Source organism: Lapidilactobacillus wuchangensis, assembly GCF_003946645.1.
Classification (GTDB): Bacteria; Bacillota; Bacilli; order Lactobacillales; family Lactobacillaceae; genus Lapidilactobacillus; species Lapidilactobacillus wuchangensis.
In genome coordinates this window covers 80,681-95,513 of the sequence record NZ_RHOU01000006.1, presented here as the reverse complement: position 1 = coordinate 95,513, position 14,833 = coordinate 80,681, and the positions used below count along the sequence as shown (strand labels likewise).

13 protein-coding genes and 1 pseudogene are annotated in these 14,833 nt (G+C 40.6%); 9 read left to right on the top strand and 5 right to left on the bottom strand.

Features of this window, described 5'->3' with window-relative positions; genetic code table 11:
• Positions 1 to 5: 5 nt before the first annotated feature.
• Both pgmB and EKM82_RS06700 read left to right on the top strand, forming a co-directional pair.
• Positions 6 to 677 (top strand): beta-phosphoglucomutase, encoded by a 672-nt coding sequence (pgmB, locus tag EKM82_RS06705; RefSeq protein WP_125767524.1) that lies wholly within the window; start codon positions 6 to 8, stop codon positions 675 to 677.
• A gap of 603 nt (positions 678 to 1,280) precedes the next feature.
• Positions 1,281 to 2,557, top strand: a pseudogene (locus EKM82_RS06700) (NCS2 family permease).
• Positions 2,558 to 3,221: 664 nt separating this feature from the next.
• Here the strand turns inward: EKM82_RS06700 and EKM82_RS06695 are convergent.
• From EKM82_RS06695 to EKM82_RS06690, 3 genes are read right to left on the bottom strand one after another with little or no spacing between them, the layout of a single operon-like run.
• A complete protein-coding gene (locus EKM82_RS06695; protein ID WP_225419677.1) occupies positions 3,222 to 3,797 on the bottom strand; it encodes a GNAT family N-acetyltransferase in 576 nt (191 codons plus the stop codon).
• Positions 3,798 to 3,821: 24 nt separating this feature from the next.
• Positions 3,822 to 3,992 (bottom strand): hypothetical protein, encoded by a 171-nt coding sequence (locus tag EKM82_RS11435; protein WP_164508156.1) that lies wholly within the window; start codon positions 3,990 to 3,992, stop codon positions 3,822 to 3,824.
• Between the two features lie 18 nt (positions 3,993 to 4,010).
• Complete coding sequence (locus tag EKM82_RS06690) at positions 4,011 to 4,889, bottom strand: LysR family transcriptional regulator (RefSeq protein ID WP_125767523.1); 879 nt, start codon at positions 4,887 to 4,889, stop codon at positions 4,011 to 4,013.
• 192 nt (positions 4,890 to 5,081) lie between these two features.
• Here EKM82_RS06690 and EKM82_RS06685 point away from each other — a divergent pair, with 192 nt between their 5' ends.
• The 3 genes from EKM82_RS06685 to EKM82_RS11430 all read left to right on the top strand — a co-directional run bounded on the left by EKM82_RS06685 (position 5,082) and on the right by EKM82_RS11430 (position 8,482).
• A complete protein-coding gene (locus tag EKM82_RS06685; RefSeq protein ID WP_125767522.1) occupies positions 5,082 to 6,704 on the top strand; it encodes a malolactic enzyme in 1,623 nt (540 codons plus the stop codon).
• Positions 6,705 to 6,787: 83 nt separating this feature from the next.
• On the top strand, positions 6,788 to 7,750 hold the full coding sequence (locus EKM82_RS06680; protein WP_125767521.1) for an AEC family transporter: 963 nt from the start codon (positions 6,788 to 6,790) through the stop codon (positions 7,748 to 7,750).
• A gap of 555 nt (positions 7,751 to 8,305) precedes the next feature.
• The gene (locus tag EKM82_RS11430) at positions 8,306 to 8,482 is read left to right on the top strand and encodes a hypothetical protein (protein ID WP_164508155.1); all 177 of its coding nucleotides are present in this window, start codon (positions 8,306 to 8,308) and stop codon (positions 8,480 to 8,482) included.
• Between the two features lie 9 nt (positions 8,483 to 8,491).
• On the opposite strand, the gene rpiA is transcribed toward EKM82_RS11430, so the two are convergent.
• Both rpiA and EKM82_RS06670 read right to left on the bottom strand, forming a co-directional pair.
• Positions 8,492 to 9,181 carry a ribose-5-phosphate isomerase RpiA gene (gene rpiA / locus EKM82_RS06675; protein ID WP_125767520.1) on the bottom strand — a complete coding sequence of 230 codons (690 nt, stop codon included), beginning with the start codon at positions 9,179 to 9,181 and terminating at the stop codon, positions 8,492 to 8,494.
• A 1-nt stretch (position 9,182) separates the two neighbouring features.
• Positions 9,183 to 9,482 carry a GNAT family N-acetyltransferase gene (locus tag EKM82_RS06670; protein WP_125767519.1) on the bottom strand — a complete coding sequence of 100 codons (300 nt, stop codon included), beginning with the start codon at positions 9,480 to 9,482 and terminating at the stop codon, positions 9,183 to 9,185.
• Between the two features lie 462 nt (positions 9,483 to 9,944).
• Here EKM82_RS06670 and EKM82_RS06665 point away from each other — a divergent pair, with 462 nt between their 5' ends.
• The 4 genes from EKM82_RS06665 to gltX all read left to right on the top strand — a co-directional run bounded on the left by EKM82_RS06665 (position 9,945) and on the right by gltX (position 14,791).
• Positions 9,945 to 10,484, top strand: a complete 540-nt coding sequence (locus EKM82_RS06665; RefSeq protein ID WP_125767518.1) for a dCTP deaminase/dUTPase family protein — start codon at positions 9,945 to 9,947, stop codon at positions 10,482 to 10,484.
• Positions 10,485 to 10,568: 84 nt separating this feature from the next.
• Positions 10,569 to 11,966 carry a DNA repair protein RadA gene (gene radA / locus EKM82_RS06660; protein WP_125767517.1) on the top strand — a complete coding sequence of 466 codons (1,398 nt, stop codon included), beginning with the start codon at positions 10,569 to 10,571 and terminating at the stop codon, positions 11,964 to 11,966.
• Positions 11,967 to 12,005: 39 nt separating this feature from the next.
• On the top strand, positions 12,006 to 13,130 hold the full coding sequence (locus EKM82_RS06655) for a PIN/TRAM domain-containing protein (protein WP_125767516.1): 1,125 nt from the start codon (positions 12,006 to 12,008) through the stop codon (positions 13,128 to 13,130).
• A gap of 170 nt (positions 13,131 to 13,300) precedes the next feature.
• Positions 13,301 to 14,791: a glutamate--tRNA ligase gene (gene gltX, locus EKM82_RS06650; RefSeq protein WP_125767515.1), complete on the top strand. Its 1,491-nt coding sequence runs from the start codon at positions 13,301 to 13,303 to the stop codon at positions 14,789 to 14,791.
• Positions 14,792 to 14,833 lie beyond the last annotated feature (42 nt).

Sequence of the window (14,833 nt, the reverse complement as noted above, 5' to 3'; positions counted from 1 at the left end):
CGAACATGATTAAAGGTTTTGTTTTTGATTTAGATGGCGTCATTACCGATACGGCTCGTTTCCATTACCAAGCCTGGGCTAAAATTGCCCAAGATGATATGGGCATCACGATTAATCCCAGTGTCAATGAACAACTCAAGGGTGTTAGTCGGATGGACTCTTTGAATGTGATTTTAAAGTTTGGTCATCGCGAAAATGATTTTACTCAAGAACAAAAAGAAGCGTTGGCAACTAAAAAGAACGATTATTATGTTGAATTGATTTCCAACATGACCCCAGCTGATATTCTTCCAGGAATGAAAAATTTCCTTGATGAATTACGAGCAGAAAACTATGGCATGTCCTTAGCTTCAGCTTCCAAAAATGCGCCGCGGATTTTAAAGGGGCTAAAATTAACTGAATATTTCGACAAGATTGTTGATCCAGCCAGTTTACATCACGGCAAGCCAGATCCAGAAATTTTTGCCAAGGGTGCGGAATTATTAAAGATCAAACCTAACGAAGCAGTTGGCTTGGAGGATGCCTTTGCTGGTATTCAGTCGATTAATGGCGCTGGCGAATTTTCCGTCGGTATTGGCGATCCTAAGATTTTAAATGAAGCTGATTTGAACTTTAACAGCACTGCTGAAGTTTCTTTAGCTAAAATCAAAGCGGCTTATGCTGCAAAACATAAATAGTCTGGATCAGTGTGGTTGCTGGATCAAGCAACAGTGTTGGTGAAGTCAGAATTGTGCCAAGACTTCCTCAATTTGAAAGGCGGTTGCTGGGCGATTTTGTGGGCGTGGAACGCTGTGGCCGTCGATTTGAGCTTATTGCTTCGCAACAATCTCAAATTCGAGGCTTATTCTAAGCGCTAAAGCGCCAAGAATAATTTCACAGCTGATGCCAATCGCCCAGCAACCGCCAGATGAAACTGACAGAATTGAGCACCACTATTTAGAAAAGCAGACGGCAATATCTTACAAAGTCTACATGACAATCTTTCTGGATTAAAACTAGAGACTGTCATGTAGGCTTTTTGAATACAATTATTCGTTAGTTACTGTAATTTGAATCAAGTTGATTAGTCTGGCTACAACTGTCTTAGCCACAAACAACAGGTAAGTGCTCTAACTCAACTCCGTAATGGCGTCAGAACTAATTCCCTTTCAACATTTTCACTAGGTTTTAAGGTTGCTGGTTTTGATTCTTAAACGAACTAATAACTAAATAAGTAATCTTTTAAATTGTGACTAAAGATGATAATATGAACTGAGTTTAGGAGGGATTTTGTGGAAAAAATGAAGATTTTTGATCGCAATCATGACGGCTTTAACGTGAAGACGGAAATTATTGCGGGATTAACGAGCTTTTTTGCAATTTCTTATATTTTAATTGTTAATCCGATGATCTTGAAAGATGCTGGTATGCCTGTTGCAATTACATTTTTTGCAACGGCAATTTCATCGGCATTGGGCTGTTTAATCATGGCCTTTTTTGCCGACGCCCCAATTGTGTTGACACCGGGGATGGGAGTTAATGCGTTCTTTACTTATACCTTAGTGACGGGAATGCATTTAACTTGGCAACAAGCACTAACCATTTCGTTTTTCAGTGGATTGGTCTATGTGATTGTCGCCTTTACCAAGCTGAGCCAAATTTTATCTGAAAAAATACCGCTTAATTTAAAAAAGGGTATCACTGTGGGTATTGGCTTGTTTTTAGTCGAATTAGGTCTAGAAAAAGCAGAAATTATTAAATCAGGTGGTAGCCGCTCATTACTTTCATTTGGCTCGATCACTGATCCAGCCACGATTGTTGCGTTCATTGGTATTATTATTTGTTTGTTTTTAATGGTCAAAAAAGTTCCTGGTGATTTCTTGATTGGCATCATCATTACCACGATTATTGCTAAAATATTTGGTGTGAAAAGTAGCAGTGCGACGACGGTTTCAATCAGTGACATTGGTCAATTTACCCATGCGTTATTCCAATTTGATTTTAATAACTTCTTTAATACGAAATTTTAATTGCGGTTTTCTCAATGTCGATGATTTTGATTTTTGAATCGATGGGCTTGCTGGAAGGCCTGTTAACCGATCAGCAGAAATTTCAGAAATCATTCCAAGCAAGTTCAATCACGGCCTTGTTGTCAGCCGGTTTATCAACTAGCCCTACAGTTGCTGCAGCCGAAAGCGCATCAGGCATTCAAAGTGGTGGTAAAACTGGCTTAACGGCTTTAACTTCGGGGGTGATGTTTGCCATCTCGATTTTCGTTGCCCCAGTGATTGCCATGATTCCCCAGGCGGCCATTTCGCCAGTTATTATTATTACCGGTGCCTTAATGATGAAAGAATTAGCCAACATTAAAATGGATTCGTTGGATGATTGGTTCCCCGCGTTTTTGATCATTACATTGATTCCACTGACTGGCAGTATTTCCACTGGTTTGGAATTCGGCTTTATTGCTTATCCGTTAGTCAAGATTTTTGCTAAAAAGACGGCGGAATTAAATCCAGTTATTGTGACGGTTTCAATTTTATTTCTATTAAATCTTATTTTGTCGGCAACGATTTGATATAGGAACAGATTGCAACCAAGGTAAATTTGGTGAAATAAGAATAGTGCTAAGTCTTCCCCTATTTGGAAAGGTGGTTGCTGGGCGATTTAGAGGGCGTGGAACGCTGTGGCCGTCGATTTGAATCTAAAATAGTTTTGGACGGAATAACAAACACTCCGTTACGGCCGGCGGGTTGTGGAACGTTGCCGGCGTTGATTTGAGCTTATTGCTGCGCAACAATCTCAAATACAAGCCTTCTTCTAACCGCAAATGCGGCAAGAAGAATTTGGCGACTGACAACCCGGCGGCCTCTACTGCGTTTTGAGTTAATTTAGTCCACTCTAGATTTGACAGATATCAAGGCAGTACTGGTAAAATTAGCTGCCAATCGCCCAGCAACCACCTTGATGAAACTACCAGAATTCAGCACCACTATTTAGAAAAACAAATTAACGTAAAATAATAAGTCTGTCTGACAAGTTTTCACTGGATGAAACCAGAGAACTGTCAGGCAGACTTTTTTCGATACTACTATTTAATTGTGACAACAATTGAATTAAGTTGATTAGTCCCACTGCAATTGCCTTAAGCACTAACAGAAATGTCGTGAACCAAATCAACTCCAGACGGCGTGGAGGGATCTTGTCGTCAGACGCTAGTTTGTTTTAACAACTCATCTGTTTTAATGCTTTTGTTTGTTGTTCACCTCATCGTTAGGATTGATGAGGGCCATTAACAAGTCATCAGCATAATGGTCACCATCAAGAATTGCTTCACGGCGGCGGCCCTCAAGTTGGAAACCAGCATGTTGGTAAGCTTTTTGGGCGCGGGTATTAAACGAAAAAACGTCTAGTTCTAAACGATGCAGTTGTAACTGCTCAAAAGCAAAGTCGCGGGTGCGTTCAATGGCCCAAGGCCCCAAACCTTGTTCACGGACCTGAGGCTGAAAAATGGCAATTCGATAATTAGCACAACGATTTAACCAATCAATTTCATTAATAACACTTTCACCGATAATTTGTTGTTGTTGGTTGATTAATAAGAAATCGTAACGGTTGTCGGCTAGGCAACAGTTGTGAAAGAAATCAACGACTTCGTTTTCAGTAAAAGTAGCTGCACAGCCAGTCATTCGTACAACTTCTGGATCAATTGGATTGAAGTTATGCTGATAATAGGCGTTGGCTTCATCAGCATAACCCAAGCGCATCGTAATATTTCCCGGTGCGAAATACCAATAAGGGTGAAATTTCTTTGTCATCTCTGTGGACCTAGTTTCAAATAATTATTTTTTGGAAGTATGTTTAAAGCCACCAAAGGTAAAAATTAAACCGGTGATTAAGAAAACAATTGAAAGTGAATAATTATGGTCAGTGTAGGCAGCTAATAAGGCAAACAACAGCAGTAATAAACCAACAATGAGTTCGGCCTTATTTTGAACTTTACCTTTTTTCATGATTTTACCTCGCTTTATTTAGAGGAACGGAATGGTACTGAAAATGTTGATTAGTTTCTGGAGCTGGGGATCGGGTAACGAACTATTACGATAAACTAATAATAGATAAAATGGCGGCAATTGTAAATTAGGAATCGGCAATTGCTGGATGCCACCTTCACCAAGAATCGCCGTCTCGGTAATAAAACTGATACCTTGATTTTGTTTAACTAAATCAAGCAATAGGCGATACTCACTGGTCTGGTAAATCACATTAGGCACGACTTGATATTTCTGAGTGAAATATTGAAAGACTTGTTGATGCACAGATTGCTCGTCTAATAGAATAAAGTCTTCTTTGGCGAGATCGGCAATATTCAACGGCATTTTAAAATGATGATCGATGGACGCAATCAATTTGAATTGATGCGCCCGAATAATTTGATAAGACAAATTTGGATCACGAGGCAAACTGGTACTGCCTAGTAAGGAAATGTCCAACTGGCCGTTTTGCAGTAACTGTTCTAGTTTATGGGAGCCATTCACGATTGGTTCAATCGTGCTTAATAAGTTTTCCCGGCGGAGTGTGGTGAAGACTTTAGGAAATAAATAGTTGGTAATAATTGGTGGCAAACCAACTTTGATCTGCTTGGATTTAATACGGCGCAGATCATGACTAATTAATTGATCCTCATGCAAGATTCGCTGAATGTGTTGTTGCAGTTGAATACCAGCTGGTGTTAGTTGAAGTGAGTTAGCATAACTTTTGCGTTCGACTAGCATCACGCCATATTCAGCTTCCAAGCGTTTTAGTGCATAAGTAATCGTTGGTTGACTAACTTGGAAATATTTTGCCGTTTCTGAAAAACTTTTTTCTTCGGAAAGTCTTTGAAAGTAACGTAAGTCCTTAAAATTCATTGCTATATCAACACCTATAAATTTTATTTATTAATTATAACATATTTGACTATGCTTTTTATAGGGGGCTATAGTAGGCACCGTAAGTTAATTGCAACAGAAAAAACATCGTTCGTAAAAAGTTGACGAAAGTAATCAATGTGAGTGAGAATTTGTTACTTTCAGACAAGTTAAATTTGGAGGTTGTCGATTATGACTAAGACAGGTTTAGAATTACTTAACGATCCATTCTTAAATAAGGGCACTGCATTTACCGCAGAAGAACGTCATGCTAACAAAATTGAAGGTTTGTTACCACCATTCGTTCAAACATTAGATCAGCAAGTTGAACAAGCTTATGAACAATACAAAATGCGCGAAACATTTTTAGCTAAGCGCTTGTTCTTAATGGATATTTTCAATGAAAACCGAGTGCTCTACTATAAATTATTCAGTGAACACGTGTATGAATTTATGCCAGTTGTTTATGACCCAACGATTGCTGATACCATTGAAAATTACAGCCGGTTATTCTTAGACCCACAGAATGCCACTTATTTATCAATTGATGCTCAAGAAGACATGGAAGCAGCTTTGAAAAATGCCGCTGGCGACCGTGACATTCGTTTGATCGTTGTTACTGATGGCGAAGGTATTCTCGGCATTGGTGACTGGGGCGTCCAAGGTGTGGATATTTCCGTTGGTAAATTAATGGTCTACACGGCCGCTGCCGGTATTGATCCAAGTATGGTTTTACCAGTTGTCTTGGATTCTGGTACGAATAATCAGAAATTATTGGATGACGAACTTTATCTTGGCAATCATCATCAACGTGTGACTGGTCAACCTTACTACAATTTTGTTGACAAGTTTGTCGCTTTGGCTGAGAAGTTATTCCCTAATATGTATTTGCACTTTGAAGACTTTGGTCGTGACAATGCCGCTAATATCTTGAATAAATATCGCGAACATATCTTAACTTTCAACGACGATATTCAAGGTACTGGGATCATCACATTAGCTGGTATTTTAGGCGCCTTAAATATTTCTCATGAAAAATTAACTGATCAAGTTTATCTGTCATTTGGTGCTGGTACTGCCGGTGCTGGGATCGTGAAACGGATTTATGATGCCATGGTCGAAGAAGGTTTGTCTGAAGAAGAAGCCAAGAAGCATTTCTACTTAGTTGACAAACAAGGTTTACTTTTCGACGATACAGAAGGTTTAACACCAGAACAAAAACCATTTACACATCAACGCAGTGAATTCGCGAATGCTGATGAATTAACTAATTTAGCAGCAGTTGTTAAGGCGGTTCATCCAACAATTCTTGTTGGTACCTCAACTCAACCTGGTTCATTTACCGAAGATATTATTAAGGAAATGGCTGCTCATACACCACGGCCAATTATCTTCCCATTATCTAACCCAACTAAATTAGCTGAAGCAAAGGCTGAAGACTTATTAGCTTGGACTGATGGTAAAGCCTTAATTGCCACAGGGATTCCTGTTGATCCAATCGAATACAATGGTGTTACTTATGAAATTGGTCAAGCTAACAATGCGTTAGTATACCCAGGCCTTGGTTTAGGTGCCTTAGCTGTTTCAGCTAAGTTATTGAGTGATGGCATGATTAATAAGGCTGCTCATTCACTTGGTGGTATTGTTGATCCAACTAAAGCTGGCGCTGCTGTTTTACCACCAGTTTCTAAATTAAACCAATTTAGTATGACCGTTGCCCTTGGCGTTGCTGAACAAGCAATCGCTGAGAAATTATCAGACGCCACTGACGCAAAAGCTGCAGTCGAAGCTTTGAAGTGGACACCAAAATATTAATTAACTCACATAATTTGTGGTTGATTAATTGATTTACGGGCGGCCATTCGCCAAACTTATTTTAATTCGGGGGTAGTAAAAACATGGAAGCATTTATTACATCGTTAGAGAGCGTTGTTGAAATTGTCTTAGTGATTGCTTTGGGCTATTGGTTACGTCGTTCTGGTCATTTAGGTGACAAGTTCAAGGGCGAAATTTCCTTTATCATTATGAAAATCGCTTTGCCAGCATCAATCTTCGTTTCCGTTCTTAAATATTTAAATCGTGATAAATTGGCTAGTTTGTCAGGCGGCTTGGTTTTCGCCTTCGCCAGCTTTGCAGCTAGTTACTTATTGGCTTGGTTATTGACTAAAGTCTTGAAGGTTCGTAAGGGCCGTCGGGGTACTTTCATCAATATGTTTGCCAATGCCAACACAATTTTCATTGGTTTACCATTAAACATGGCTTTGTTTGGAACTAAGAGCTTGCCTTACTTCTTGGTTTATTATGTCATGAACACTGTTTCAACTTGGGCCGTTGGGGTCTTCTTCATCTCAAGTGATGATCCAACTGCTGATAAAAGTGCTAAAAAAGATTTCAACTGGCGCAAATTGTTACCAGCACCATTGGTTGGTTTCTTAGTGTCATTAGTCTTCTTGCTCTTAGCAATTCCAGTACCAGAATGGATCAACAAAACTCTAGATATGGTTGGCGGTATCGTGACACCAATGTCCCTAATTTATATTGGGATTATCTTAGCTGACGCTGGTTTGAAATCAATTCGTTTCGACCGCGATACAGTTTGGGCTTTGTTAGGTCGGTTCGTCTTTGCACCAGCATTGATGATCAGCTTCATCTTAATTGGTCGCTCAATGGGCACAACCATGCCATCTTTGGAAAGCAGCACTTTAATCATCCAAGCTGCCGCTCCTGGTTTGGCCGTCTTACCTATCTTAGTTGGTCAGTCACACGGGGATGTTGACTATGCCACTAACGTTGTCACAACTTCGACTGTTTTGTTCGTCGTTGTCGTGCCAATCTTGATGCAAGTTGTTTCATTACTATAATTAAATTGTCAATCATCCAAAACAACCGTCTTCGAATAGAAGCGGTTGTTTTTTGTTCCAGTTGATTCCAATTAAAATAGTCTTAGGCAGATTAGCGGATAACTCCGTTACGGCCGGCGGGTTGTGGAACGCTGCCGACGCTGATTGAAGCCTTTCTAGCGAAAGTCTCCAATACAGGTCTTCTTCTAAATGGCTACCGCCATCAAGAAGAATTTGGCGGCTGACAACCCGGCGGCCTCCACTACGTTTTGAGTTAATTCGGTTTACTTTAGATTTGAATGATATCAAGGCAATTCTAGTGAGAATGGATACGGATTGCCCAGCAACTACCAGTGCAAACTAACGAAATTTGGCACCATTATTTGGAAAGACAAATTGCTGTAAACTAATAGCCTACTTGACAAGCTTTCTCGAATTAAACCAGAAAACTGCCAGGTAGGCTCTTTTGATACTATTATTCAGTTGTAGTAACAATCCAAATTAAGTTGATTAGGCCCACTATCATCGCCTTAAGCACAAACAAGGTTGAAGTGCACTAACTCAACTCCAGACGGAATGGAGGGCGTGGTTGTCAGCCGCCAAATTATTGTTAGTGCTTTAGCACTTACAATAAGACCTGTATTGGAGACTTTTGCAAAAAGGCTTCAATCAGCGTCGGCCGCGTTCCACAACCAGCAAGCCCGGAATGGAGTCAGAACCGGTTCTGTTTTAACGCCAGTTTTAGGAATTTAAACATTATGATTAGCCCCGGCCAGCATCAAGAACTTCAACACCATTTTCTCGACCAACGACCACTTGATTCACGATATCTAAGAACAAACCATGTTCCACAATCCCAGTTTGGTGATCGAGCCAATCAGCGAGGGCGTGGGGGTCATCGATTTGCTTGAGATGCAAATCAATCACGAAATTTTTATTATGAGTTCGTAAACGCTGACCGTTTTCGTCTAAGCGGAATTTAGGATTCAATCCTTTAGCAGCCAGACGTTTGTAAAGTCGTTCGACCCCGAAAGGAATGACTTCAAGCGGTAAGGGGAAAGCGCCCAAGTTAGTCACTAGTTTGCTTTCGTCGACAATCCAAATATTGCGTTTGGAGTTGAGAGCGACAATTTTTTCTAGCAAATGAGCTGCACCGCCACCTTTGATGCCTTGGAAATTCCGATCCACTTCATCGGCACCATCAATGGTTAAGTCTAATTCTGGGGCGTCGTTTAAATCAATCATTTTAATGCCTAACGCACTGGCTTGTTTGGCCGTCCGCGACGAGGTGGCCACGCCGGTGATTTGCAAGTGTTCATTTTTAACCCGGCGGCCTAAAGCTTCAACTAAATAAAAAACGGTTGAGCCGGTGCCTAAGCCAATAAACATGCTGTCTTTAATAAATTTAACTGCTTCTTCAGCAGCTTGTTGCTTCAATTGATTTTGATCCATCTTATTCCGTAGCTCCTTTGGGATTATGGTAGTAAACATCTGCGTAGTCAGCACGCTGCTCAAATTCACGCTTAGCATAAGTACATAACGGCATGATCTGTTTATGTTCCGCCCGAGCTTTCGCCACCACGGCGGCAACTAATTGGCGCGCAATCCCCTGACCACGCAGACTAGGATCAACAAACGTGTGATCAAGGGCGTAAAAAGTTTGGTTACTGGCTTCTTGAAAAGTAACTTCCGCCAGTAACTGCTGATCTGGCCCTAAGTGATAGAAACGTCCCGGTTCATAATCGAATTCCATGAATCATCGCTCCTTTTCTTTTGAATAACTACCTTTATTCTACCTTATTTTAGGGGCTAGCTTCAATTTAATCCCTTAGTTGCCAACAATTTTTGTTTGTCAGCTCGTGTTGGTATCAATTTGAATTACAGTCAAAGTTTAAGACGTGTAAAATCGTTGAATGTTTTGAAACAGAACTGGTTTTGACTGCATTCCGGGCTTGCTGGTTGTGGAACGCGACCGGAACGGAGTTGTCCACCATTCTACCTAAAACAAATTCAGATTAGATGCACCAATTACAGTATTCGCGATTTCTAAATCGCCCAGCAACCACCTCATTAATTGGTGGTGAATTCTTGGGATAATTCCAACTATTTATCTTAATTTTAAGCCCGGTAATATTTATCAGTTTGCTTAGAAATGGTATGATATTAGTTTAGATGTACCATTGTTTTTGGTTAATTTATTTGGAGGTTTGCGTAAATGGGTGTTCGTGGATTTGAAATTGTTTCGCGGTTTAAAGGTCAAGAAGTGGCACTGCCAGAACGACATACAAAACATGCGGCTGGTTATGATTTTGCAGCTGCCGAGGATTTTGTATTGCCATCAATTTGGAAAATGAATTTCGTGAAGGTTTTCCGGAAAATTAATAATGAACACGAATTAATGAACAAAGATTATTTACGTGCTGAAGCGACGTTACGTCCCTTATTAGTTCCAACTGGAATTAAGGCTAAAATGGCTGATGATGAAGTTTTATTGTTGGTTAATCGTTCTAGCAGTCCGTTGAAACGCTTCTTAATTTTGCCCAATGGTGTTGGGGTGATTGATTCGGATTACTACAATAATAAAACTAATGAAGGTGAGATTTTCTTTCAGCTCGTCAACTACGGCTTGCGCGATCAAGTCATCAAAAAGGGCGATCGTTTAGGTCAAGGTATTTTCGTTAAATATTTGACGACGGATGATGAAGCCCCAATTACTCAAGAACGCCAAGGTGGTTTTGGTTCATCAGGACGATAATCTTTAGCGAATTGCTGATGAATTAGTGGTGTCATTCTCGTATTTGATTAATGGATAGTTATCAAGCGTTTAGAAGGAGTATTTATGGCGAAAATTAAAACCCAATATGTCTGTCAAAACTGTGGCTACACTTCGCCAACTAATTTCGGCCGTTGTCCTAATTGTGGGGCTTGGAACCAAATGGTTGAGGAAGAAGTTCAACCAACACCTAGTGCGGCGGCCGTTGCCCAACCAAGTCGTCACGTTAATCGCAGTGGTGAACGGCAAAAGCCACAATTATTAAGTCAGGTCGACTTAACCAAACAACCGCGGATTAAAACTGATCTCGGCGAATTAAATCGGGTGCTTGGTGGTGGTATTGTGCCAGGTTCGTTGATTTTAATCGGTGGTGATCCGGGAATTGGTAAGTCCACTTTGCTGTTACAAGTGTGTGGTCAGCTACAAGCGACTGGTGAAAAAGTTCTTTATGTTTCTGGTGAAGAAAGTTCTGGCCAAATCAAGCTTCGAGCTTCGCGTTTAGGCGTTAAAGGTGCTAAGCTATACTTATATCCTGAAACCAATATGACGGATATTCGTGAAACAATTGCCGAGTTAGATCCGAAGTTTATTGTGATTGATTCAGTGCAAACCATGAATGTGCCGGAATTGAGTTCAGCCGTTGGTAGTGTCTCGCAAATTCGCGAAGTAACCGCTGAATTAATGCAGATTGCCAAGACGCAACAACGGACGATTTTTGTCGTCGGTCATGTGACCAAAGATGGCGCAATTGCCGGGCCGAAAATTCTTGAGCATATGGTGGATACGGTGCTTTATTTTGAAGGCGATCTGCATCATGCTTATCGAATTTTGCGGTCAGTTAAAAATCGGTTTGGCTCGACGAACGAGTTAGGTATTTTTGAAATGCACGAGGATGGTTTGCGGGAAGTAGCGAATCCTTCGGAGCTTTTCCTTGAGGAGCGGTTAGCTGATGCAACCGGTTCAGCTGTGGTCGTGTCCTTAGAAGGCACCCGGCCGATTTTAGTGGAGATTCAAGCGCTAATTACACCGACAATGTATGGCAATGCCAAACGGACGGCGGCTGGGTTGGATCACAATCGGGTTGCTTTGATCATGGCGGTTTTGGAGAAGCGGGCTAATTTGATGTTACAGAATCAAGATGCTTATTTGAAAGCAACTGGTGGGGTCAAATTAGACGAGCCTGCAATTGATTTATCGATTGCGTTAGCGATTGTTTCCAGTTACCGTAATAAAGAAATACCGGCCGATGATTGTTTTATTGGTGAAATTGGTTTGACTGGTGAGATTCGTCGGGTTAATCGGGTGCAAGAGCGTTTACGCGAAGCAGCAAAATTAGGATTTAAACGCGCTTTTGTGCCTAAAAATAACTTAGCTGATCTTGAGGCACCAGCCGGTTTAGAAGTAATCGGTGTGAAGACGATCAAGCAAGCTATTTACTTGGTTTTTCAGGATACAAATGATTAGATATTAAATGAAGTCAATTCATTGAGAGGAGGTGAATTTATGCGACATAAACAATTTATTGGTCGGTTACTTTTCGTCATTGCTGGGGCCTTTGCTGGTTATTCATTTTTACCAGCGTTATGGGAATTACTAGGCCTTGCTGATCTGCGTTGGTTGAACACAACTTTAACGAATTTACTGCTTGGCGCAATTATTCTGTATCTTCTATCGTTACTGCTGTTGCCACCATTTGCACGATTTTTAGGGCGTAAAGAAAAACAGCTTTTGGCGATGAATCCTTCAAAACTCTTGTTTGGTTCAGTGTTCTTATTGATCGGATTATTATTAGCGAACGTTATTGCTATTCCACTTTATCGCATTAATATTTCTCTGATTAATATTTTCCTGCCAATTCTTTTGATGATCGTGCTGGGCTACCTTGGTTTTCGTTTGGGCACGACTCAAATGGAAGATTGGCGGAAATTGTTTGGTAAACGCCGGGGCGACAATGATGTTGAAAACCTAATTTATGATCGAAAAGCTGATGATAATTTCCACAAGTATAAAATTTTGGATACGAGTGTGATTATTGATGGCCGAATTCATGAGTTGGTTAAAACCGGCTTTGTCGAAGGTGTTTTGTTAGTGCCAGTGTTTGTGGTTCACGAATTACAATTGATTTCGGACTCAGCTGATAGTTTGAAGCGCGCTCGAGGTCGTCGAGGATTGGATATTCTTAATGAAATGAAGGATGATCCTGAAGTTAAGATTGAAAACTATGATGGGGATTTCGATGATTTAACCGAAGTCGATAGCAAGCTCATTAAGCTAGCCAAATTAATTGATGGCATCGTGGTCACCAATGATTACAATCTGAATAAGGTTTCCGAATTTCAGAATGTGCCAGTTTTAAATATCAATCAGTTAGCCAACGCGCTGAAGCCAGCTGTTTTACCAGGTGAAACGATGACTGTGACCGTAGTTAAGGCGGGGACTGAACGTCAACAAGGTGTGGCTTATTTGGAAGATGGCACCATGGTTGTGGTTGAAGATGGCCAGTATTATTTGAACAAAGAAATTCAAGTTGTTATCACAAGTGCTTTACAAACAGCAGCTGGACGAATGATTTTTGCCAAACCATTACATGCGCAACACGGTATTACCGAACATGCTAGTAAAAAGTAACTTGTTTTCTTAATTAGAAACCGAAAAGGGTTGTGACTTAACTAAAGTGACATCAGGACAATGAAAATTTGTGTTGAATGTGGTTTTTAGTTAGGGAACAGCCCTTGTTTTAACCGACTAAAATCGTTACACTAGTAATTGGTATTTTCAGAAAAAGGAGTATTTTAATCATGGCAAAGGATGAAATTCGTGTTCGTTATGCACCAAGTCCAACGGGACACCTCCACATTGGTAATGCGCGGACAGCATTATTTAACTATTTATTCGCACGACACAACAAGGGTAAGTTTATTATTCGGATCGAAGACACCGATACGAAACGTAATATGGTTGGCGGCGAGCAAAGTCAGTTAGAGAACCTGAAATGGTTAGGCATGGATTGGGATGAAGGTCCTGATATCGGCGGTGATTATGGCCCTTATCGTCAATCTGAACGGATGTCAATCTATCAACCACTGATTCAACAACTTGTTGATCGCGGCTTGGCTTACGAATCATACAAGACTGAGGATGAGCTGGAAGCTGAACGTGAAGAACAACGGGCTAACAGTGAGATGCCACATTATGTTTATGAATACGCTGGCTTAACTGAAGACGAGAAAAAAGCTAAAATTGCTGCTGCTAAGGCTAAAGGTTTGGAACCAGTGATTCGGTTCCACGTTCCTGAAAACCGGACTTACAAGTTCAAAGACTTAGTTAAGGGCGACATTAGTTTTGATTCCGAAGCTGTCGGTGGCGATTTCGTGATTCAAAAACGTGACGGTATGCCTACTTATAACTTTGCCGTAGTTGTTGATGATCATATGATGAAAATCAGCCATGTTTTACGTGGTGATGATCATATTGCCAACACTCCTAAGCAATTGATGATTTATGAAGCCTTTGGTTGGAATCCACCAGTCTTTGGTCACATGACCTTAATTATCAATGCTGCTACTGGTAAGAAGTTAAGCAAGCGTGACGAAAGTGTCCTTCAATTTATTGAACAATATAAGGAATTAGGTTACTTGCCTGATGCCATGTTCAACTTTATTGCCTTATTAGGTTGGTCACCAGTTGGTACGAACGAAGTCTTCAACCGTAAGGAATTAATTAAAGAATTTGATGAGAAACGCTTAAGTAAATCACCAGCTGCTTTTGATGCGAAGAAGTTGGAATGGGTCAATAACCAGTATGTTAAGAAAGCTGACAGTGAAGTCATCACTGATTTATCACTGCATGCTTTAATTAAGGCTGGTAAAGTTAACAACGATCCTCAACCAATGGAAATTGAATGGGCACGGCAACTAATTTCGTTGTATAAAGATCAAATGAGTTATACGGCTCAAATCACCGAATTGTCAGATGTCTTCTTTGAAGAACCACAAGAACTTGATGAAGCTTCAATGAAGGAATTGGCCGACGACGATGCTTTGCCAGTATTACAAGCTTTCAAAGCTGGGATTGACACAATTGACCATTTCACTTCAGTTCAAATCATGAAAGTGGTTAAGCAAGTGCAAAAAGATACTGGTGTGCGTGGTCGTAAGTTGTACATGCCAATTCGGATTGCCACGACGCGGTCAATGCACGGTCCACAATTAGGCGAATCCTTAGAATTATTGGGTCGTACTAAAACTTTGAAGCATATTGATGAAACTTTAAAGCAAATGCAAGGCTAAGCCATTCGCATTGTTGGCTCGTAATTAAGGGGACTTATTTTA

Excerpts from the sequence above, each read along its gene's own strand:
- EKM82_RS06670 (WP_125767519.1), bottom strand. The coding sequence starts at position 9,482 with ATGGAATTCGATTATGAACCGGGACGTTTCTATCACTTAGGGCCAGAT.
- EKM82_RS11430 (WP_164508155.1), top strand. The coding sequence starts at position 8,306 with ATGGAGGGCGTGGTTGTCAGCCGCCAAATTATTGTTAGTGCTTTAGCA.
- pgmB (WP_125767524.1), top strand. The coding sequence starts at position 6 with ATGATTAAAGGTTTTGTTTTTGATTTAGATGGCGTCATTACCGATACG.
- EKM82_RS11435 (WP_164508156.1), bottom strand. The coding sequence starts at position 3,992 with ATGAAAAAAGGTAAAGTTCAAAATAAGGCCGAACTCATTGTTGGTTTA.
- EKM82_RS06690 (WP_125767523.1), bottom strand. The coding sequence starts at position 4,889 with ATGAATTTTAAGGACTTACGTTACTTTCAAAGACTTTCCGAAGAAAAA.
- EKM82_RS06680 (WP_125767521.1), top strand. The coding sequence starts at position 6,788 with ATGGAAGCATTTATTACATCGTTAGAGAGCGTTGTTGAAATTGTCTTA.
- EKM82_RS06655 (WP_125767516.1), top strand. The coding sequence starts at position 12,006 with ATGCGACATAAACAATTTATTGGTCGGTTACTTTTCGTCATTGCTGGG.
- EKM82_RS06665 (WP_125767518.1), top strand. The coding sequence starts at position 9,945 with ATGGGTGTTCGTGGATTTGAAATTGTTTCGCGGTTTAAAGGTCAAGAA.
- gltX (WP_125767515.1), top strand. The coding sequence starts at position 13,301 with ATGGCAAAGGATGAAATTCGTGTTCGTTATGCACCAAGTCCAACGGGA.
- EKM82_RS06695 (WP_225419677.1), bottom strand. The coding sequence starts at position 3,797 with ATGACAAAGAAATTTCACCCTTATTGGTATTTCGCACCGGGAAATATT.
- rpiA (WP_125767520.1), bottom strand. The coding sequence starts at position 9,181 with ATGGATCAAAATCAATTGAAGCAACAAGCTGCTGAAGAAGCAGTTAAA.
- EKM82_RS06685 (WP_125767522.1), top strand. The coding sequence starts at position 5,082 with ATGACTAAGACAGGTTTAGAATTACTTAACGATCCATTCTTAAATAAG.
- radA (WP_125767517.1), top strand. The coding sequence starts at position 10,569 with ATGGCGAAAATTAAAACCCAATATGTCTGTCAAAACTGTGGCTACACT.